We start from the raw sequence: 18,138 nt of genomic DNA, 5'->3' as shown, positions 1-18,138 counted from the left end.
GCCGACCCTGATCCTGAGGAAGTTGTGTAATGACCAGTGTGATCAACGGGACTAATCTGATCAAGGGCGAGACCGGCGACTGGGAAGTGGTGATCGGGCTGGAAGTCCATGCCCAGGTCATTTCGAACGCGAAACTGTTCTCGGGAGCCTCGACCCTTTTCGGTGCCGAACCGAATACGCAGGTGAGCTTCGTCGATGCCGCGTTCCCCGGCATGCTGCCCGTCATCAACGAGCACTGCGTCGAGCAGGCGGTCCGCACGGGCCTCGGCCTGAAAGCGCAGATCAACCTGTTCTCGGTGTTCGACCGCAAGAACTACTTCTACGCCGACTTGCCCTCGGGCTACCAGATCAGCCAGTTCCAGCAGCCGATCGTCGGCAAGGGCGAGATCGTGCTGGACATGCCGGACGGGACCAGCCGCACCGTCGGCGTCACCCGCCTCCACCTGGAGATGGACGCCGGCAAGAGCGTCCACGACCTGCATCCGAGCCGGACCTATGTCGACCTCAACCGGTCCGGCGTGGCGCTGATGGAGATCGTCTCGGAGCCGGACATGCGCACCTCGGAGGAGGCCGCGGCCTATGTCCGGAAGCTGCGGGCGATCCTGCGCTATCTCGGCACCTGCGACGGCAACATGGAGGAAGGCTCCATGCGCTGCGACGTCAACGTGTCGGTGCGGCGTCCGGGCGAGCCCTACGGCACGAGGACCGAGACGAAGAACGTCAACTCGATCCGCTACGTCCAGATGGCGATCGACTACGAGGTTCAGCGCCAGATCGAGGTGATCGAGGGCGGCGGGACGATCGTTCAGGAGACGCGGCTGTGGGACACGACCAAGTTCGTGACCCGGTCGATGCGCAGCAAGGAGGAGGCGCACGACTACCGCTACTTCCCCGATCCCGACCTGCTGCCGCTGGAGCTGGAGCAGTCATGGGTGGACGCGATCAAGGCGACCCTCCCGGAACTGCCCGACGACAAGAAGGCCCGCTTCATCAGCGACTACAAGCTGTCGAACTATGATGCCGGCGTGCTGGTCGCGGAACGGGCGAGCGCCGACTTCTACGAGACCGTCGCCAAGGGGCGCGATCCGAAGCTGTCCGCCAACTGGACCATGGGCGAGCTGTTCGGCGCACTGAACAAGCAGGGCAAGGGGATCGAGCAGTCGCCGGTCTCCGCCGAGAACCTGGGCGGCCTGATCGACCTGATCTCCGACGACACGATCAGCGGCCGCATCGCCAAGGATGTGTTCGCCGAGATGGTCGCGACCGGCAAGCCGGCGGCCGTGATCGTCGAGGAGAAGGGCCTGCGGCAGGTGACCGACACGGGCGCCATCGACAGCGCGATCGACGGCGTCCTGGCGGCCAACCCGGACAAGGTCGCCGAGTACAAGGGCGGCAAGGAGAAGCTGTTCGGCTTCTTCGTCGGCCAAGTCATGAAGCAGACCCAGGGCAAGGCGAACCCGGCCATGGTCAACGAGATCCTGACCAGGAAACTGAACGGCTGACGCGGCACGACGGAATGCCGGGCCTCCGGGCCCGGCATTCCGCTTTTTCCCTATACCCAGAGAAAACCAGGAGTTCCCCGCGATGGCCGGCAAGCCCGACAGCCTGAACCCCGAAACCCTTGCCGCCAACGCCCTGGGCTGGATCGACCCGAACACCGGCGCGATCGTGCCGCCGATCCATCCCAGCACCACCTATCTGCGGGACCCCGACAACAGCTACGACACCCACGGGCGCGTCTACAGCCGTGCCGACAACCCGACTTACGACCAGGTCGAGGCGCTGCTGAACCGGCTGGAAGGCGGGCAGGGGGCTCTGGTCTTCTCCTCCGGCATGGCGGCGGCGACGGCGCTGTTCATGGCCCTGAAGCCGGGTGACCATGTGGTGGCGCCCAGCGTGATGTACTGGTCGCTCCGCAACTGGCTGATCGACTTCGCCAAGCCTTGGGGGCTGGACGTCGAGTTCGTGCCGAGCGCCGACATGGACGCCCTGGCGCAAACCGTCCGGCCGGGCAGGACGGCGCTGGTCTGGATCGAATCGCCAAGCAACCCGATGTGGGACGTGACCGACATCCAGGCGGCGTCGGACATCGCCCACGCCGCCGGGGCGCGGCTGGCCGTGGACAGCACTTCGGCCAGCCCGGTGATCACCCGCCCGCTGGCGTTCGGCGCCGACTATGTGATGCATGCCGGCACCAAGTACCTGAACGGGCACAGCGACGTGATCGCCGGCGCGCTGGTCACCGCCGCCGCCGACGACCATTGGAACCGGATCAAGGGTGTCCGCAAGGGCCTGGGCGCCGTGCTCGGCCCGTTCGAGAGCTGGCTGCTGCTGCGCGGCATGCGAACCCTGTATCCGCGCGTGCGCACCGCGTCGGCCAACGCGCTGGACATCGCGCGGTACTTCGAGGGGCATCCCGGCGTCTCGGAGGTGCTGTATCCGGGCCTCCAGAGCCACCCCCAGCACGACATCGCCCGCCGCCAGATGACCGACGGGTTCGGCGGCATGCTGTCGATCCGCATGAGCGGCGGTGCCGCCGCCGCGGTCGCGGTCGCCGCCAGCACCGAGGTCTTCACCCGCGCCACGTCGCTGGGCGGGGTCGAGAGCCTGATCGAGCACCGCGCCAGCATCGAGGGGGCTGACACGCCGGTTCCGAACGACCTGCTGCGCCTGTCGGTCGGCATCGAGGATGCCGAGGACCTGATCCGCGACCTGATCCAGGCGATCGAGAAGAGCCGTCCGGCGGCCTGAGGCGCCACGGTGAGGCGGCGGTAAAAAGGTAATGACGCGCGCACGATAGGGGCTTGCCGAACAAAGCCCCGCTCGCTATACAGAGCGCCGCGCCGGATAGGTGGCCGAGAGGCTGAAGGCACAGCTTTGCTAAAGCTGCGTGGGGGAAACCTCACCGTGGGTTCGAATCCCACCCTATCCGCCACTTTCCCCGCACCGGGAAACCCAGGCAGTCCGCGGCCTGCGGGTGCCGTCTCACCAGGGCATGCGTACCACGGATGTGGCCCATCCGTCAGCCCGGTCGATCGGGGGGAGCCGAGCGTGGATGTGCCGTCTCACATACCGGTGAACTTCCGCATCGTGCTTTCTCCGATTTCATGCGGCGTCCAGAACCCGATGGCGCAACAGGTCGAAGCCGGCCCAACCGCACATGGTAAGCTCGATCGTTTCGAGCGGGCGGATCTGACCTTCCGCCGGGCCGCTGCTCAATGACGGAGGCAGTCCGGCCCTGACCGGCGCCAAGTCTCGTTTCAGGCCACCGACAAACCTGGCGCGGTTCAGACTCGTCATGGCCGCGCTACAACCGGCTTGCACCGTTCAGGAAACCCAGCCCGTCCGCAACTTGATGATGCCGTGCCCGCTCAAGCCTTTCTGCGCGCCGGCAGGAGTTGGGACCGCGTATCGAAGATTGCCTTGACGACAGCCGCTACCACCAGGGCGCAAAGAACAGATTTCGACATCATCCCCATGGTCCCCTCGATCAATAGAGCGTGGATTACGCTGCCAAGGACGACGACCATCGCTAGGGTCGTGTGGATCAGACGCCAAACCTTCTGCCTGACGCGCAACCGCCGCCGCAGCGCGGCCAGGAGCGCGGCGGCGAACACCGCCCACATCGCGATCACGCCCCAGGCGGAGAAAGGCGTCGGCGAGCGGAAGAGGAGGGCGTCGATGACGTCCGGCGGGCTCGTCAGCCACAGGCCCGCGACATGGATGCCGACCGCCGCCGTGAGCCCGCTCCCGATCCAGGCATGCGCTCGGCGCCCGTGTCCCGCACGCAGCCCCGGCAGGTATCCCGCCGCCAGTAATGGCTGCAGGAGGAGAAGCGCGAGTGCCACCACCCCCGCGAGGCCGGCCACGATGTAGACCGGCTGGCGCCATGCGAGCAGCGGACTCGTCACCGCCACTGCGATCGGCACGACCAGGGCGGCCGCGAGGACAGTCCAGATCAGGATCGCGCGAAAGGACGGCAAACGGGTCACGCCGGCCGCAGGACGAAGTGCGCGCTCAGGCTCGTCTCACGTGCGCTGCGCATCACCGGGCGCAGAAAGACGGTCTCGAACCGCTTGCCGTCGAATTCCGCGTCATAGGCGAGATGTCCGTGGGGCTGGCCGAAGGCCGGTACGATCTGCGGCATTTCCATCCGGAACACGCCGTCGGCATCTGTCAGCGTGGCCCCATGGCTTTCCGGGTCGCGCTCATGCCCCTCGGTCGTATGCGCCCAGACCTGGATCCGCACGCCCTCGAGTGGGGCACCGTCGCCTGCACGCCGCACCGTACCCGTCATCAAGAAACCGCCGCGGCCGATGCGCTCCACGACGGGAGCACCGGGCAGGTAGTTGTTGGCGCCGCCCTGCATCGTCGGCGTCGGCGCGAGGCCCTGCGCCCGGGCAGGCGCGAAAAGGCCCGAGACGCCAGTCGCAAGCATCACTCCAGCGGCGGATGTCCCGGCCATGAGCAAGGTCCGGCGCGTCTGCGGGGCGGAGTTCATTCCGATGTCTCCTCTCGTCATGGATGGCGCGTACGCCTCCTCGTCCAAAAACCTTATGTAGGTGAACCAGGCGCAGGGTGAAGCAGGCGTCGGGCATTTCACGGCAATGGCGGCGTTCCGCCAGTGACGAGGATAGCCTGCCGGTATGCAGCCGATCTCGCACGCCCGCCACCGGTTCCCGCCTCGCCATCCAGCACGCCGTGTGGCTCTATCTTCGGTTCATGCTGAATTGCCGGGACGTCGAGGATCTGCTGGCCGAGCGCGGGACCGATGCACTGGGCGGCACCGATCAAGCTCATGACGAGGGAGCGTCGGGGCTGTTGACCGTCAGCCCGGTCCACTTCACGGCGAAGGCCCACATGTCGGCGATCTCCGCGATGGCCTTGTCGGTCGGCTTGCAGGCGCCGTGCCCAGTCTTCGTATCGACACGCAGGATGCGCGGGCGAGGACCAAGGTCGGCGGCCTGCAGGGCGGCGACGTATTTGTACGAGTGGCCCGGCACGACGCGATCGTCGGTATCGGCGGTGGTGACGAGGATGGCGGGGTAGCTCACGCCCGAGCCGACATTGTGGAGCGGCGAATAGGAGAGGAGGTTTCGGAAGTCCGCCTCCGCATCCGGGCTGCCGAACTCCTGCGTCCAGAGCCGGCCTCCGGTGAAGCGGTCGAAGCGCAGCATGTCCATGACCCCGACGCCGGGAAGGGCAGCCGCGAACAGTTCCGACCGCTGGTTGACGACGGCACCCACCAGCAGGCCGCCATTGGATTCGCCATGGATGGCGAGACCGTCCGCCGCGGTGATCCTCTCGGCCTTCAGAAACTCCGCCGCGGCGATGAAATCGTCGAAGCCGTTCTGTTTGGCGTGTCCCCGCCCGCCGTCATGCCAGGTCCTGCCATACTCGCCATCGCCCCGGATGTTGGCGACGGCATAGACACCGCCCTGTTCGACCCAGGCCATCGCGGCCGGCGAATAGAATGGAACCATCGGAATCCGAAGCCGCCATTGGCGGTCAGCATGGTCGGCGCAGGTCCGGTCACGTCGCTGCGGAGCACGACGAAGACCGGCACCCGCGTGCCGTCCCTGGACGCATGGAAGCGCTGTTCCACGATGATGCGGTCGAGGTCGGTCGCGACCTCAGGCGCCGCCCAGACCGTGCTCGTATTGGTTTGGACATCGTAGCGGTAGATGCTGGTCGGTGCATCCTGGCTGGTGAAGACGAAGAAGGTCTCGTCATCGCCGGGGCGGCCGTGAAAGGCTCCGGCGCTGCCGATCCCGGGAAGCTCGACCGCGCCGTCCGGCGTGCCGTCGAGCTTGAAGCGCTCGACCCCGGTCTTCGCATCGACCATGTAGGAGAGGATCAAGCGGTCGCCGACCAGACCGGCAAGGCGGAGCACGGCGTCCCGTCTTCCGCGACGAGGTCGGTGAGGAGTAACCATCCGTCGAGCACCGCCGCCCGGCTGCCTTTCTGGGCTCCTGGGCGGCCTTCCAGTTCCACGGCAGCAGCTCATGGAGCCGGGTTTGGGGGATGTCGGCGATCCGGGCCAGGACATCGGCGAGCCACGTCCGGGGATCGACGCCGTTTATCTTGGCGGTCTATGCTGAACGCCCAACTATGCTGAAGCAAGCAGCGCGAGCCGCAGTCGGCAGGAAGTTGAGGATTGTGAGTTCGACATAGTCCGATCGTCCCTTCCTGTTCGTCAGCAAGGAGGGGACGAAGATGACAACCAGCACATACTTCAGCAGGGAGGCCAACTTACAACGCCTGCACGAAGGGCCTCCGGGCATCTACATTGACCGATACGCATCCCGCTTGGTCCAGGAAGGATATCGCCGCCCGACCGCATGGCGGTGTCTGCGCCTCGTCGCTGACTTCAGCCGCTGGCTGGAACACCGGCAAATTGGCATCCGCGACGTCGATGAACAGGCCGCCGCGCAATACCTGACCGATCGTGCCGGACTCCGGCGTCCGCAAACGGGCGACCGGCCCACGTTGGGGAAGCTGCTGGCGGTCCTGCGCCAGGCCGATGCCATTGCGCCCTGGGAACCGATCGAGCGGAGCGCACGCGAACGGATCTTCGAGGACTTTGCCGGGCATCTCGCTCGCGAGCGCGGGCTTGACCACGCCACGATCGTCCGTCACTGGCCGGCTGTCCGGATGTTCCTCGAGGAGGCGGGGATTGAGGCGATCAGCGATTTCGCCAAGCTGGACCAGGCGGCCGTCATCGGCTTCGTTGAGCGCCATGCCCGGGACCACAGCCCGGGCACCGCCAAGAGCCTGTGCTGGGCGCTCCGCGCCTTCCTGCGGTACCTGTGGCGGGAAGGTCGGCCGGGCCGGGCGCCAACTGCAGCGCTTGGCGCCAGCGATACAGCAGGCTCTCGTATACGCCGAGGCGCCGGGCCGCGTCCTTCACCACCACGCCGGGCCGGAAGGCCTCATTCACCAACCGGGCCTTCTCCGCCGGCGTGTAGCTCCGCCTCCGCTCCGATCCCGTGAGAACCTCATCACTCTGGTAAGCCATGACGTTTACAGCTCGTTTGCGTCCGCGCGAAGGCGCGTGGCGCAAACCTTAACCCCGTCTCGCCGGCTGGCAAGGCGGCGCTCGGCGGAGGCTTACCTATGGTCCGCTCCGTGGCCCGGAGCGTCTTCGGCGGCACACCCGGACGGCACAGCACGGAAAACGGTGCTTACGCCGCCTGAAAGTACCGAAAAATCAAAGCTTTGGGAGAGAAGTTGGTTGGGGGACTAGGATTCGAACCTAGGCTGGCGGAGTCAGAGTCCGCTGTCCTACCACTAGACGATCCCCCAACAAGCCCAGGTGCGGCGCGTTTCGTTTCGGCGTCGTCCCGTGCTCGGGTGCCGGTGTATAGCAAAGCGGTTCGGCGTGCGAAAGCCCTTTTTCCAACTTTTTTCGCACCTGTCGCCGATCAGGAAGATTGTCTTCACCGCCGCCATGCTATGGGGATTGCGCGTCTCGGCGCCGGATCTTTTCATCGTGAACGGCAGACAGCGGCAAGCCCCATGGTGATAAATGCGTATGTCCGTCGGGGGAGGGGGCGTCATCATGCGCCGCGCGGCGGTTGCCTGGAACCACGTCGCGGACGCAGGAATCCGGCACCGGATGCGTCCCGATGTTGACGGATGATGACATTCCCCGGGAGACCGCCGAAAGGCGTCCTTTCATCGCGGGGGAGGATTGGGCTACCATGATCAATCCGGGCGTTCGGCCCGGATCGGCCATGTTCAGCCATGGCCCGCCATGGGGGCGTCCGCGGAGACGGTTGGGGGCAGCGTGAACATCGAGTTGGGCATCGATCGGCAGGGGACGGCGGCGGGCATGCGCCCGGCTTCGTACGCGCGGCCGGTTTTCGCCGCGCTCGATCTCGGCACCAACAATTGCCGATTGCTGGTGGCGAAGCCGCTGGTCGGCGGCGGGTTCCGCGTGATCGACGCGTTCTCGCGCATCGTCCGCCTGGGCGAGGGCGTCAGCCGGACCCGCATGCTGTCCGAGGCCGCGATGGAGCGCTCGCTGGCGGCGCTCCGCATCTGCGCCGCCAAGCTGGAGCGGCGCGGCGTCACGGCGGTACGGGCGGTCGCGACCGAGGCGTGCCGCCGGGCCGAGAACTGCGACGACTTCATCGACCTGGTGGAGCGCGAGACCGGCATCCCGCTCGACATCATCTCGACCCACGAGGAGGCGCGGCTGGCGCTCGCCGGTTGCGCGCCGCTGCTGGACCCCGCCGTGCGCAACGCCCTGGTGTTCGACATCGGCGGGGGCTCGACCGAGCTGATGTGGCTGGAACTGGGCAGCGGCGGACGGCCTCGCATGATCGACCAGATCTCGGTGCCCCAGGGAGTCGTCGGCCTCACCGAGTCCTACGGCGGCGACCGGGTGTCGGCCTCCACCTACGTGACCATGGTGGACGAGATCGCGGAGGCGCTGGCGGCGTTCGAGGCGCGGAACGGCATCCGGCGCGCGGTCGAGCGCGGCGAGGTCCAAATGCTCGGCACCTCCGGCACCGTCACCACGCTGGCCGGCATCCATCTCGGGCTCCAGCGCTACGAGCGGTCGGTGGTCGACGGCAGCTATCTCCAGATCGACCACGCGCGGGCGGTCAGCCGCCGGCTGCTGGAACTGGATTTCGCCGGCCGCGCCGCCTATCCCTGCATCGGGCGGGAGCGCGCCGACCTCGTCGTGGCCGGCTGCGCCGTGCTGGAGGCGATCTGCGACACCTGGCCGGTCACCCGCCTGCGGATCGCCGACCGGGGCCTGCGCGAAGGCATCCTGGTCGACCTGATCGCCGCCAACGGGTCCTGAGCGGCCTTGCGCCGGGCTCGGGGGTGAAATTTGCCGCGTGAAACCGGCTTGCGTTTCCTATATCAGGCACCATGACCAGCAAATCCTCCGGACCGAACACGCCCAGCGGCCGCAATTTCGGCGTGCGGGTGAAGACCGCCAAGAAACGCTCGCTGTCGTCCACCCTGTGGCTTCAGCGCCAGCTCAACGATCCCTATGTCGCGGAAGCGCAGAAGCGCGGCTACCGCAGCCGCGCCGCGTTCAAGCTGCTCCAGCTCGACGACAAGTTCCGCATGCTGGCGCCGGGCAAGCGGGTGGTGGACCTGGGCGCCGCGCCCGGCGGCTGGACCCAGGTCGCGGTGGAACGGGTGAAGCCGCAGAACGGCAAGGGCAAGGTCGTCGGCCTGGACATACTGGAGATGGAGCCGGTCGAGGGCGCCATAACCTTCCAATGCGACTTCAACGACGACGACGCGCCCGACCGGCTGAAGGACGCGCTGGACGGGCCGGCCGACATCGTGCTCAGCGACATGGCGGCGCCGACCACCGGCCATCCCCAGACCGACCACATCCGGATCATGGCCCTGGCGGAGCTGGCCTATGATTTCGCCGCCCAGGTTCTGGCGCCCGGCGGCGCCTTCGTCGCCAAGGTGTTCCAGGGCGGCACCGAGCGGGAGCTGCTGGACCGGCTGAAGCGGGACTTCTCGTCGGTCAAGCATGCCAAGCCGCCGGCCAGCCGGGCGGATTCGGCGGAGACCTACGTGGTGGCGACCGGCTTCCGCGGCGCCTCGGCCGACCATCTCAAGGATCCGGGAGCCGACGGGAGCGAATAGGGTATTCCTTGGACCGGACGATCTATCTGGACCACATGGCGTCCACGCCGCTCGACCCCGCGGTGCTGGACGAGATGCTGCCCTGGCTGGCGGCGGGCGCCGCCGGCAATCCCCACTCGGCCGGCCACCGCGCCGGCTGGCGCGCGGCCGAGGCGATCGAGCGGGCGCGGGGCGAGGTCGCGGCCCTGATCGGCGCGCGGCCCGGCGAGATCCTGTTCACCTCGGGCGCCACCGAGGCGAACGGGCTGGCGCTGCTGGGCGCGGTGCCGGAAGGGTGGCCGGTCGCGGCATCCGCCGTCGAGCATCCCAGCGTGCTGGCCTGCGTCGCGGAGCTGGCGCGGCGGGGGCACCCGGCCCGGCTGCTGCCGGTGGACGGCGCGGGCCGGGCCGATCCCGGGGCGCTGGACGGGCTGGGGCCGGCGCTGGTCTCCGTCATGGCGGCAAACAACGAGGTCGGGACGGTCCAGCCGATCGGCGAGCTGGCGCGGCGCTGCCGCGAGGCCGGCGGGCTGTTCCATACCGACGCGGTCCAGCGGCTCGGCACCGGAAAGATCGACGTCGCGGCGCTGGGCATCGACCTGCTGAGCCTGTCCGGGCACAAGCTGCACGGGCCGATGGGGATCGGTGCGCTGTTCGTGCGGCAGGGAGTGGCGCTCCGGCCGCTGCTGTTCGGCGGCGGGCAGCAGGGCGGGCGCCGGCCGGGAACCCTGCCGACCGCCCTGTGCGTCGGGCTGGGTGCCGCGTGCCGGATCGCTCGGGAACGGCGGGAGGCCGACGCGCTGCGGCTGGCGGGGCTGCGCGAGCGGCTGTTCGGGGCGCTGGCGGCGGGCCTGCCGGGGCTTCGGCGGAACGGTCCCGAAGGGGACGGCGGGCTGCCGGGCTGCCTGCACGTCACCGTTCCCGGGGCGGACGCGGCGGACCGGCTGCTCGACCTGCCCGAACTGGCGCTGTCCACCGGCTCGGCCTGCGGCAGCGGCGAGGGCGGGCCGTCCCACGTGCTGCTCGCCCTGGGCCGCTCCGCGGAGGAGGCGTTCGGCAGCATCCGGATCGGGCTGGGCCGCTTCACGACGGAGGACGAGGTGGATCGGGCCGCGGCGCTGCTGGTCGAGGCGTTCGGCGGCCCGCGGGGCGGATCTCAGGCCCGGGGGGCGTAGTCCAGCACGTCGGCCAGCGCCGCCCGGGTCTCGGTCACGACGAAGTCGGCGAAGGCCCGGGCCTTGGCCGGAAGCAGGGTGCGGTGCGGATAGAGCACGGCGAGGACGGCCGGTTCCGGCGGAAAATCCGGCAGGACGACGCGGAGCGCGCCGCTGCGGAGATGTTCGGCCACCTCCCATACCGGCTTCATGGCGATGCCTTGGCCGTCCAGCAGCCAGTCCGTCAGCACCTCGCCATAGTCGGCGTCGAAGCTGCCGGACACCGCGACCTTGGCGGGTCCGTCCGCCGTGTTCAGGCTCCACTGGTACTGCTGGGAGCCTGGAAAGCGCAGCAACAGGCAGTTGTGGCCGGTCAGGTCCTCCGGCCGCTCCGGCTCGCCGGCGGCGTCGAGATAGGCCGGGGCGGCGCACAGCACGCGGGGGCAGTCCGCGATCTTGCGCACGACGAAGGCGCTGTCGCGCAGCACCGCCATGCGGATCGCCACGTCCACCGCCTCGTGCAGCAGATCGATCAGGTGGTCGGACAGCCTCAGGCGGACATCGACCAGGGGAAAGGCCTCGCGGAACCGGGGGATCATCGGCCCCAGCACGCGGCGGCCGAACCCCAGCGGCGCGGTCACCCTCAGGCTGCCCGACGGCACGCCGGTCGCGGAGGCCAGGTTGGTCTCGGCCCGTTCGACCGCGTCCAGAACCTCCAGGCAGTCGCGGTAGAAGATGTGGCCGTGCTCGGTCGGCTGGAGCTGGCGGGTGGTCCGGTTGAGCAGGCGCACGCCCAGATGCTGCTCCAGCTGCTGGATGCGGTGGCTGACCACCGCCGGCGACATGCGGAGGCTGCGGCCGGCGGCCGACAGGTTGCCCATGTCCACGACCCGAACGAAGGTCCGCATGTTCTCGAGCAGTGACACGCCCGCTACCCTTTCCTGTCCGGAGCCGCCGCGGCGGCGCGCCCGATCTTTCCGATTTCTTTGAAGGTCCTGCCGCACGGCCCCGCTTCCCGGCCGGCGCGAACGCGTTTACCGTTCATGCCGCACCGCATCCAACGGCAAGGGGGCGGGCGGGGAACAGCGGAGAGGCGAGATGGACGCGATCGTTTGGGAATGGGTGAATTTCATGCTGCGGTGGCTCCATGTCATCACGGCGATAGCGTGGATCGGATCGTCCTTCTACTTCGTGCATCTCGACGCCAGCCTGCGCCGGCGCGAGGGTCTGCCCAAGGGCACCCACGGCGAGGCGTGGCAGATCCACGGCGGCGGCTTCTACCACATGGTCAAGTATAACGTCGCCCCGGCGCAAATGCCCGACGAACTCACCTGGTTCAAATGGGAGGCCTATGCGACCTGGATCAGCGGGTTCTTCCTGCTGGTCGTGCTGTATTACCGCGGCGCCGACCTGTTCCTGACCGACCAGACCGTGATGGAGCTGTCCCAGTGGCAGGCGATCGCGATCAGCGCCGGCTCGCTGGTCCTCGGCTGGGTCGTCTACGACCGGCTGTGCAAGTCGCCGGTCGGCCGCAACGACACGGCGCTGATCCTGACCGGTTTCGCCCTGCTGGTGCTGGCGGCCTGGGGCTTCTCGGAAGTGTTCAGCGGGCGGGGCGCCATGCTCCAGGTCGGCGCGTTGATCGGCACCATGATGGCGGCCAACGTCGCGCACACCATCATCCCCAACCAGAAGAAGGTCGTCGCCGACCTGCTGGCCGGGCGCTCGCCCGACCCGGCCCTGGGCAAGGAGGCCAAGCAGCGCTCCATGCACAACAACTACCTGACGCTGCCGGTGCTTTTCCTGATGGTCAGCAACCACTATCCGCTGGCCTTCGGGACCGGCCATGTCCCGGAGATCGTCGCCCTGGTGCTGGTGGTCGGCGCCACGATCCGCCACTTCTTCAACAGCCGCCACGCCGGAAAGCCGACGCCGTGGTGGACCTGGGGCGTCGCGGTCGCGGGTGTCGCGGGCATCATCTGGCTGAGCGCGCTGGGCCCCAACGCCGACGCGGTGGCCGCCACCGGCAATGGGGCCGAGCCGGTCGAGTTCGCCCAGGCCGAGGAGGTGATCCTGACCCGCTGCAGCATGTGCCATGCCGAGATGCCCGCGTGGGAGGGCCTGCCCGCGCCGCCGCGCGGCGTCCGGCTGGACACGCCGGAGGAGATCCAACGCCACGCCGGGCAGATCCGCCTGCAAGCCGTGTTGTCCGACGCCATGCCGCCGGGCAACATCACCATGATCACGCCGGAGGAACGGCGCGTGCTGGCGGCCTGGACCAACCGCGCGAATTAGGATATAGGATTATTGTCTTTGAGGGATGGCGAAAGGATGAGGGACATGGCAGGATCGGCGCCGGAGCCGAAGGCGATCCGCGGTCGGCTGCTGAGCTTCACCGCCGAGCCGTCCGGGCCGGGCGACACGGCGAGCTACCGCCTGATCGACGACGGGCTGGTGGTGGTTCGGGACGGCAGGATCGCGGAAGTCGGCGAGGCCCGGTCGCTGCTGCCCGGCCTGCCGCCGGGAACGCCGGTGGACCATCACCCGCACGGGCTGATCGTGCCCGGGCTGATCGACACCCACATCCATTTCCCCCAGACCCAGGTGATCGCGTCCTACGGCGCGCAGCTCCTGGAATGGCTGAACAAATACACCTTCGTCGAGGAGCAGCGCTTCGCCGACCCCGATCACGCGGCCCGCAACGCCAGCTTCTTCCTGGACGAGCTGCTGCGCAACGGCACGACCACGGCGGTGGTCTACGCGACCGTGCATCCGGGTTCGGTCGAAGCCCTGTTCGCGGAGTCGGAGCGGCGCGGGACCGCCATGATCGCCGGCAAGGTGATGATGGACCGCAACGCGCCGCCGGGCCTGCGCGACACGGCGCAATCGGGCTATGACGAGAGCCGGGCGCTGATCGGGCGCTGGCACGGCCGGGGCCGGCAGCTCTACGCCGTGACCCCACGCTTCGCGATCACCTCGACCGAGGCGCAGCTGGAGGCGGCGGGGGCGCTGAACCGGGAATTCTCCGGCGTCTACATGCAGACCCACCTGTCCGAGAACCTGAAGGAGATCGAGACGGTGCGCGGCCTGTTCCCGGATGCCCGCCACTATACCGACGTCTATGATCGTTACGGGCTGCTGGGCGAGCGCTCGCTGTTCGGCCACTGCATCCATCTGGAGGACGACGAGGTCCGCCGTCTGTCGGAGAGCCGGTCGGTCGCGGTGTTCTGCCCGACCTCCAACCTGTTCATCGGCAGCGGGCTGTTCGACCTGGAGCGGCTGGCGCGCGGCCGGGACCCGGTGCGGGTGTCGGTCGCCACCGACGTCGGCGGCGGCACCAGCTATTCCATGCTGCGCACGGCGGCGGAGGGCTACAAGGTGCTCCAGCTCGGCGGGCAGAACCTGCCGGCGCTGTCGGCCTTCCACATGATGACGCGCGGGAACGCCCTCAGCCTGGGGCTGGGCGGCACCATCGGCACGATCGAACCCGGCTGCTTCGCCGATCTCGCGGTGCTGGACGCGCGGGCCACGCCCGCCATGGCGCACCGGATGGAGACGGTGGACGGCGACCTGGAGGAGGAGCTGTTCGTCCTGATGACTCTTGGCGACGACCGTGCGGTCGCCGCGACCTATGTCCAGGGGCGGCGGGCGTGGGACCGGGACGGGGGAATGGGGATGGTGGGGGCGGTCTGAGCGGGGCGGGGCGTCTGGGGCCGGGGGAGCGTCTTCGGGGCGGTGGCGGATCTACCCGGCCGTGACGGTGGAAAAACCTGTTCACCTGACCTACCCGATCCGGTAAGCTGCGACGCCGCGCTGACGGCGGGAACCGTTGACGTAACCTCGGGGAAGGTCGTTTTCCCAGGGAGGTTACGATCGGGGTCGGATCTTTGATTCTGTTGATATTTTGCCCTGACCAAGCTGCCCAAGGCTTGCCGATGGCCTGCCGATGAGTGGAGGTTACGATTCCATGGGGGATAAGCCGTTGAGGCAGCATCGGTTTCGGACCCCCGCCCTTGCGACTACCGCCCCGCTGATGAGGGGATTGAAACACTCGGGTCATAAGTTGATCGATGGTGATTGGCCCACTTGCGACTACCGCCCCGCTGATGAGGGGATTGAAACACGATGATGTCCTCGCCAACAAGGCGGACGATCCACGGGCTTGCGACTACCGCCCCGCTGATGAGGGGATTGAAACGTGAACCAGGGGGTGTGGATGCGCTTATCGTGCCGCATCCTTGCGACTACCGCCCCGCTGATGAGGGGATTGAAACCGGACGACTGGGGACAGCGTGACGATGCGGCCGGCGAACCTTGCGACTACCGCCCCGCTGATGAGGGGATTGAAACCCGGTTTTCGTTTCCCATCCCGCCCGTCTAACCCTTCTTGCGACTACCGCCCCGCTGATGAGGGGATTGAAACCGGCCCGGTTAGAGCCTGATCAGGATTTCAACCATGATCCCTTGCGACTACCGCCCCGTTGATGAGGGGATTGGAAACCACCTGCGCAAATCTGCGCATCCGATCAATACAGCAAGATCTTGCGACTACCGCCCCGCCCAATGGGGGGAGCGAAACAGGGAGCATTTGACCGTCTCGTCCGACGCAGCCGGGACTTGCGTGATGATGCCGATGGAAGTCGGCCATGGCGCTCCGGATGGAGACGGTGGCCGGCGACCTGAACGAGGAACTGCTCGTTCTGATGCCCCAGCGGGGCGACCGCACGGTGGCTGCGACTTACGTCCAAAGGCGGCGGGCGTGGGATCGGGTCGGGTGATGGCGCCGCTGGCCCGAGTGCATCGGGCCGCTGGCTTTCGCCAGTGATCCGCCCACAAACCATCGCTCCATATCGTAATATATTTTAAACAATTGCATACTACTAAGGACATAATTGATCTCTGATTCTCATCAATTAATTCAACATCGAGGTAATAATGGGTCGGCATCACGCCTTGGGATCGTGGCTGACCGCGCTGGGCCGTTCCGGCAGGGCGGATGTCGGCACCGGGGATGCTGGGGATCACTTCCACCTGCACCCGTTCGGGGGCGCCCGGCGCCGGCATCCCGACCCGGCTTCGGCCGGGAGGCTGATCGCCGAGGAAGCCGACAGGATTCGAACGGCGGTCGGCCGCTCATCCGATGGCGCGGCCGGCGGGAAGGACATGTTCCTCTCGCTCTGGCGGCACCTTCCCGAGGCCGTCGCAGCCGCCGGCAACCCCGATGTTCTCTGGGTCGCCGCCGACGATACCTATCCTACCCATACCGTCTGGCAGGAAGCGGATCTCGCTGCCCGCCGCGCCGCCATGGAGGCGGGCGGGGAACATTCGGCGCTGCTGTCGGTCGTGCTCGGCCCGGTGCAATCCATGATCGCCGCCGCGCGCTCGCTCCGCGACCTCTGGACCGGAAGCACGCTGCTGTCATGGTTGGCTTTCCGCGCGATGGAGCCGGTCCTCGTCCGCCATGGACCGACGGCCCTGATCTTTCCGGTCCTGCGGGGCAATCCGCTGATGGATCGGTGGCTCGGTGTTCCCGAAGCGGCGGGCGCGGCGATGGTGGCCGGGTTGCCGCATCGGTTCCTCGCCTCGATACCGTGGGGCGGCGACGGGGCCGAGGCGGTTGAGCTCGCCCGCGAATGCGAGGCTGCCGCCCGCGCGGCATTGCGGGAAATGGCGGATCTCGTACGCCAAGTCATCGATGCCAAGATCGGCGGCGACTTTCCTGGCTGGGACCGGAGGTGGGATCGCCAGATCGACGCCATGCTCGATATCCGGGCCGTCGTCGTGCCCGACACGGCGGACGACGACCGCTTGGCCCGATTGCTCGGCGCTGCCGGGCAGCAGGATCTATGGCCCGGCCGGCAGGCGATCCGGCAGCTTCTCGCCGCCCTCCCGGAAGAAGCGTGCAAGTCCCTGCGGGAGGGAGAAGCAAGTGCCTGGCAAGCCCGGGTGGAACTGGTTGGGCGCGTCCTGGAAGCCGCCCGGAGTGTTCGCCCCGTACAGGCCGGCGGCGGCGAAGAGGCGGCCGGAAGCCGGCATCCGGCGAAATGCACGCTGCTCGGCACATGGGAACGGATGGGACCGGACGACCGCGACGGTAACGAAGCTTTCTGGAGAGCGGTGGCGGAGAAGGTGCGAATCGATGGCGTCCGCCTTCGCCGAGGCGAGCGTTTCTGCGCGCCGTCGCTGGTCAAGCGCTTCGTCATGCCGGCCGGGCTGGCCCGGCGGCTGGGAATAGACCGGCCGAGCATGCGCTTTCCCGATACCGCGACGGTCGCGGCTCGGGAATGGCTGGGCCGGACGGAACTGCCTTGGCAGGACGGGTCCGCGGGGTGGTCCGGCCAATGGCTGCACCGCCGTCGTCCGGTGGCCGACCCTGGCGACGGCGACGACGACGATCTGGTCCCGCCAGCGATATGGCAGCAGATCAAGGCCGAGCGGGATCGGCCGGACAATCCCGTGCCGACCTATTACGCGGTCGTCCTGATGGACGGCGATAACATGGGCGATTGGCTGTCCGGCCGCAAGGCGCCGGCCTTGGGAGAGATCCTGCCCGCGTTCCTGTGCGACGGGCTGGACGACGAGGCGAGGAAGGCGCTGGAGATCCGGAGCCCCGTCGGCCCCCAATGGCAGGCGGCCCTGTCGGAGGCGCTGGCGGGTTTTTCCGGGCACATCGCGCCGCATGTCGTGAAGGATGAAGCGGGCACGCTCGTCTATGCCGGCGGCGACGACGTGCTCGCGTTCCTTCCGGCGCGCCGCGCGCTCGCCTGCGCCAAGCGCCTGCGGGATGCGTTCGGAGGGGCGCTGACCGACGGCAATGCCGCCCGGCACGAGGGATGGTTCCGCCTTCCCGACGATCGTTGCGACCGCTTGACCCTGGGGCCGCGCGCCAGTCTCTCCGCCGGGATCGTCCTGGCGCACCACAAGGAGGATCTGCGGGCCGTGCTGGCAGCCGCCCGTCAAGCCGAGAAGGCGGCCAAGTCCGCCGGACGGAACCGGCTGGCGCTGACCGTGCTCCGGCGCTCCGGCGAACGCGCCCAGGCCGTGGCGCGCTGGGCCGACGCCGGCTGGATCGGCGAACTGGTCGATGCGTTCGTCGGAGGTGCCTCCGATCGTTGGGCCTACCGGCTCCGCCGGCTGGAGAGCACCCTTTCCCCGCTGCCGCCCGAAGCCGTCGAAGCCGAGATCCGACGGCAGGTCGATCGGTCGGATACCGATACCCGCAGGCTGCTCGGGAACGGTGATGCGGAGGGGGCGGGGCGCCGGATCGCCGGCCACTATGCCGCCTACCGGGAAGGTCCGCACCGCCCCGGCGCCTTCCGCGATTTCGTGCTGCTGTGCCAGAGCGCCGGCTTCATCGCTCGCGGCCGGGATGCCTGAG

The 18,138-nt window shown here is 68.2% G+C and carries 16 protein-coding genes, 2 tRNA genes, 3 pseudogenes and 1 CRISPR repeat array; of the genes and pseudogenes, 13 read left to right on the top strand and 8 right to left on the bottom strand.

Annotated elements, in window-relative coordinates; genetic code table 11:
* Nucleotides 1-29: 29 nt before the first annotated feature.
* From gatB to IGS68_RS36315, 4 genes are all read left to right on the top strand, one after another.
* Nucleotides 30-1,502, top strand: coding sequence for an Asp-tRNA(Asn)/Glu-tRNA(Gln) amidotransferase subunit GatB (gene gatB, locus IGS68_RS13825; RefSeq protein WP_201080874.1), 1,473 nt, complete (start codon nucleotides 30-32; stop codon nucleotides 1,500-1,502).
* 82 nt (nucleotides 1,503-1,584) lie between these two features.
* Nucleotides 1,585-2,751 (top strand): trans-sulfuration enzyme family protein, encoded by a 1,167-nt coding sequence (locus IGS68_RS13820; RefSeq protein WP_201080872.1) that lies wholly within the window; start codon nucleotides 1,585-1,587, stop codon nucleotides 2,749-2,751.
* 94 nt (nucleotides 2,752-2,845) lie between these two features.
* Nucleotides 2,846-2,935, top strand: a tRNA-Ser gene (locus IGS68_RS13815).
* Nucleotides 2,936-3,051: 116 nt separating this feature from the next.
* Entirely contained in the window at nucleotides 3,052-3,222 is a 171-nt protein-coding gene (locus tag IGS68_RS36315) for a hypothetical protein (RefSeq protein WP_201080870.1), read from the top strand.
* A 149-nt stretch (nucleotides 3,223-3,371) separates the two neighbouring features.
* Here IGS68_RS36315 and IGS68_RS13805 read toward each other — a convergent pair whose 3' ends face one another.
* Both IGS68_RS13805 and IGS68_RS13800 read right to left on the bottom strand, forming a co-directional pair.
* Nucleotides 3,372-3,992: a ferric reductase-like transmembrane domain-containing protein gene (locus tag IGS68_RS13805; protein ID WP_201080868.1), complete on the bottom strand. Its 621-nt coding sequence runs from the start codon at nucleotides 3,990-3,992 to the stop codon at nucleotides 3,372-3,374.
* Nucleotides 3,989-4,501 (bottom strand): peptidase associated/transthyretin-like domain-containing protein, encoded by a 513-nt coding sequence (locus tag IGS68_RS13800; protein WP_201080866.1) that lies wholly within the window; start codon nucleotides 4,499-4,501, stop codon nucleotides 3,989-3,991. The genes IGS68_RS13805 and IGS68_RS13800 overlap by 4 nt, the downstream gene beginning before the upstream one ends.
* Nucleotides 4,502-4,646: 145 nt before the next feature.
* Between IGS68_RS13800 and IGS68_RS35560 the strand changes: the two are divergent.
* Nucleotides 4,647-4,767 (top strand): annotated as a pseudogene (locus IGS68_RS35560) (IS6 family transposase); the annotation flags it as partial.
* A gap of 29 nt (nucleotides 4,768-4,796) precedes the next feature.
* Here IGS68_RS35560 and IGS68_RS13795 read toward each other — a convergent pair.
* From IGS68_RS13795 to IGS68_RS13790, 3 genes and pseudogenes are all read right to left on the bottom strand, one after another.
* Nucleotides 4,797-5,414 (bottom strand): prolyl oligopeptidase family serine peptidase, encoded by a 618-nt coding sequence (locus IGS68_RS13795; RefSeq protein WP_247881376.1) that lies wholly within the window; start codon nucleotides 5,412-5,414, stop codon nucleotides 4,797-4,799.
* Nucleotides 5,312-5,893: a hypothetical protein gene (locus IGS68_RS35555; protein ID WP_247881325.1), complete on the bottom strand. Its 582-nt coding sequence runs from the start codon at nucleotides 5,891-5,893 to the stop codon at nucleotides 5,312-5,314. The genes IGS68_RS13795 and IGS68_RS35555 overlap by 103 nt, the downstream gene beginning before the upstream one ends.
* A gap of 64 nt (nucleotides 5,894-5,957) precedes the next feature.
* Nucleotides 5,958-6,092: pseudogene (locus IGS68_RS13790) on the bottom strand (transposase domain-containing protein); the annotation flags it as partial.
* Between the two features lie 124 nt (nucleotides 6,093-6,216).
* Here IGS68_RS13790 and IGS68_RS36310 point away from each other — a divergent pair.
* Nucleotides 6,217-6,762, top strand: a pseudogene (locus IGS68_RS36310) (hypothetical protein); the annotation flags it as partial.
* Here the strand turns inward: IGS68_RS36310 and IGS68_RS36305 are convergent.
* On the bottom strand, nucleotides 6,719-7,018 hold the full coding sequence (locus IGS68_RS36305) for a transposase (protein WP_201080862.1): 300 nt from the start codon (nucleotides 7,016-7,018) through the stop codon (nucleotides 6,719-6,721). The pseudogene IGS68_RS36310 and the gene IGS68_RS36305 sit on opposite strands and share 44 nt — an antisense overlap.
* Nucleotides 7,019-7,231: 213 nt before the next feature.
* Nucleotides 7,232-7,305, bottom strand: a tRNA-Gln gene (locus IGS68_RS13775).
* Between the two features lie 484 nt (nucleotides 7,306-7,789).
* On the opposite strand from IGS68_RS13775, the gene IGS68_RS13770 reads away from it, so the two are divergent.
* The 3 genes from IGS68_RS13770 to IGS68_RS13760 all read left to right on the top strand — a co-directional run bounded on the left by IGS68_RS13770 (nucleotide 7,790) and on the right by IGS68_RS13760 (nucleotide 10,781).
* Nucleotides 7,790-8,815, top strand: a complete 1,026-nt coding sequence (locus tag IGS68_RS13770) for a Ppx/GppA phosphatase family protein (protein WP_247881323.1) — start codon at nucleotides 7,790-7,792, stop codon at nucleotides 8,813-8,815.
* 71 nt (nucleotides 8,816-8,886) lie between these two features.
* The gene (locus tag IGS68_RS13765; protein WP_201080858.1) at nucleotides 8,887-9,627 is read left to right on the top strand and encodes an RlmE family RNA methyltransferase; all 741 of its coding nucleotides are present in this window, start codon (nucleotides 8,887-8,889) and stop codon (nucleotides 9,625-9,627) included.
* An 8-nt stretch (nucleotides 9,628-9,635) separates the two neighbouring features.
* Nucleotides 9,636-10,781, top strand: coding sequence for a cysteine desulfurase family protein (locus IGS68_RS13760; protein ID WP_305800089.1), 1,146 nt, complete (start codon nucleotides 9,636-9,638; stop codon nucleotides 10,779-10,781).
* Here the strand turns inward: IGS68_RS13760 and IGS68_RS13755 are convergent.
* The gene (locus IGS68_RS13755) at nucleotides 10,763-11,686 is read right to left on the bottom strand and encodes a LysR family transcriptional regulator (protein ID WP_201080856.1); all 924 of its coding nucleotides are present in this window, start codon (nucleotides 11,684-11,686) and stop codon (nucleotides 10,763-10,765) included. The two genes, IGS68_RS13760 and IGS68_RS13755, sit on opposite strands and share 19 nt — an antisense overlap.
* Before the next feature lie 172 nt (nucleotides 11,687-11,858).
* Here IGS68_RS13755 and IGS68_RS13750 point away from each other — a divergent pair, with 172 nt between their 5' ends.
* From IGS68_RS13750 to cas10, 4 genes are all read left to right on the top strand, one after another.
* Nucleotides 11,859-13,055 carry a urate hydroxylase PuuD gene (locus tag IGS68_RS13750; protein ID WP_201080854.1) on the top strand — a complete coding sequence of 399 codons (1,197 nt, stop codon included), beginning with the start codon at nucleotides 11,859-11,861 and terminating at the stop codon, nucleotides 13,053-13,055.
* Between the two features lie 45 nt (nucleotides 13,056-13,100).
* The gene (gene guaD, locus IGS68_RS13745; RefSeq protein ID WP_412766136.1) at nucleotides 13,101-14,453 is read left to right on the top strand and encodes a guanine deaminase; all 1,353 of its coding nucleotides are present in this window, start codon (nucleotides 13,101-13,103) and stop codon (nucleotides 14,451-14,453) included.
* Nucleotides 14,454-14,772: 319 nt separating this feature from the next.
* Nucleotides 14,773-15,260: a CRISPR direct-repeat array (repeat unit 37 nt; unit sequence CTTGCGACTACCGCCCCGCTGATGAGGGGATTGAAAC).
* Nucleotides 15,261-15,406: 146 nt separating this feature from the next.
* On the top strand, nucleotides 15,407-15,538 hold the full coding sequence (locus IGS68_RS35975) for a hypothetical protein (protein ID WP_256445767.1): 132 nt from the start codon (nucleotides 15,407-15,409) through the stop codon (nucleotides 15,536-15,538).
* Between the two features lie 157 nt (nucleotides 15,539-15,695).
* Nucleotides 15,696-18,137 carry a type III-B CRISPR-associated protein Cas10/Cmr2 gene (gene cas10 / locus IGS68_RS13740; RefSeq protein ID WP_201080852.1) on the top strand — a complete coding sequence of 814 codons (2,442 nt, stop codon included), beginning with the start codon at nucleotides 15,696-15,698 and terminating at the stop codon, nucleotides 18,135-18,137.
* Nucleotide 18,138 lies beyond the last annotated feature (1 nt).

It is taken from the genome of Skermanella sp. TT6 (assembly GCF_016653635.2).
GTDB lineage: Bacteria > Pseudomonadota > Alphaproteobacteria > Azospirillales > Azospirillaceae > Skermanella > Skermanella cutis.
Note: the sequence above shows the minus strand (reverse complement) of the source record. Positions and strands in the feature narration are given on the sequence as shown.

Bases quoted from the DNA above. Each gene is read 5' to 3' on its own strand.
- gatB (WP_201080874.1), top strand. From the start codon at position 30: ATGACCAGTGTGATCAACGGGACTAATCTGATCAAGGGCGAGACCGGC.
- IGS68_RS13820 (WP_201080872.1), top strand. From the start codon at position 1,585: ATGGCCGGCAAGCCCGACAGCCTGAACCCCGAAACCCTTGCCGCCAAC.
- IGS68_RS13800 (WP_201080866.1), bottom strand. From the start codon at position 4,501: ATGAACTCCGCCCCGCAGACGCGCCGGACCTTGCTCATGGCCGGGACA.
- IGS68_RS36305 (WP_201080862.1), bottom strand. From the start codon at position 7,018: ATGGCTTACCAGAGTGATGAGGTTCTCACGGGATCGGAGCGGAGGCGG.
- IGS68_RS13765 (WP_201080858.1), top strand. From the start codon at position 8,887: ATGACCAGCAAATCCTCCGGACCGAACACGCCCAGCGGCCGCAATTTC.
- IGS68_RS13750 (WP_201080854.1), top strand. From the start codon at position 11,859: ATGGACGCGATCGTTTGGGAATGGGTGAATTTCATGCTGCGGTGGCTC.
- guaD (WP_412766136.1), top strand. From the start codon at position 13,101: ATGGCAGGATCGGCGCCGGAGCCGAAGGCGATCCGCGGTCGGCTGCTG.
- IGS68_RS35975 (WP_256445767.1), top strand. From the start codon at position 15,407: ATGGCGCTCCGGATGGAGACGGTGGCCGGCGACCTGAACGAGGAACTG.
- cas10 (WP_201080852.1), top strand. From the start codon at position 15,696: ATGGGTCGGCATCACGCCTTGGGATCGTGGCTGACCGCGCTGGGCCGT.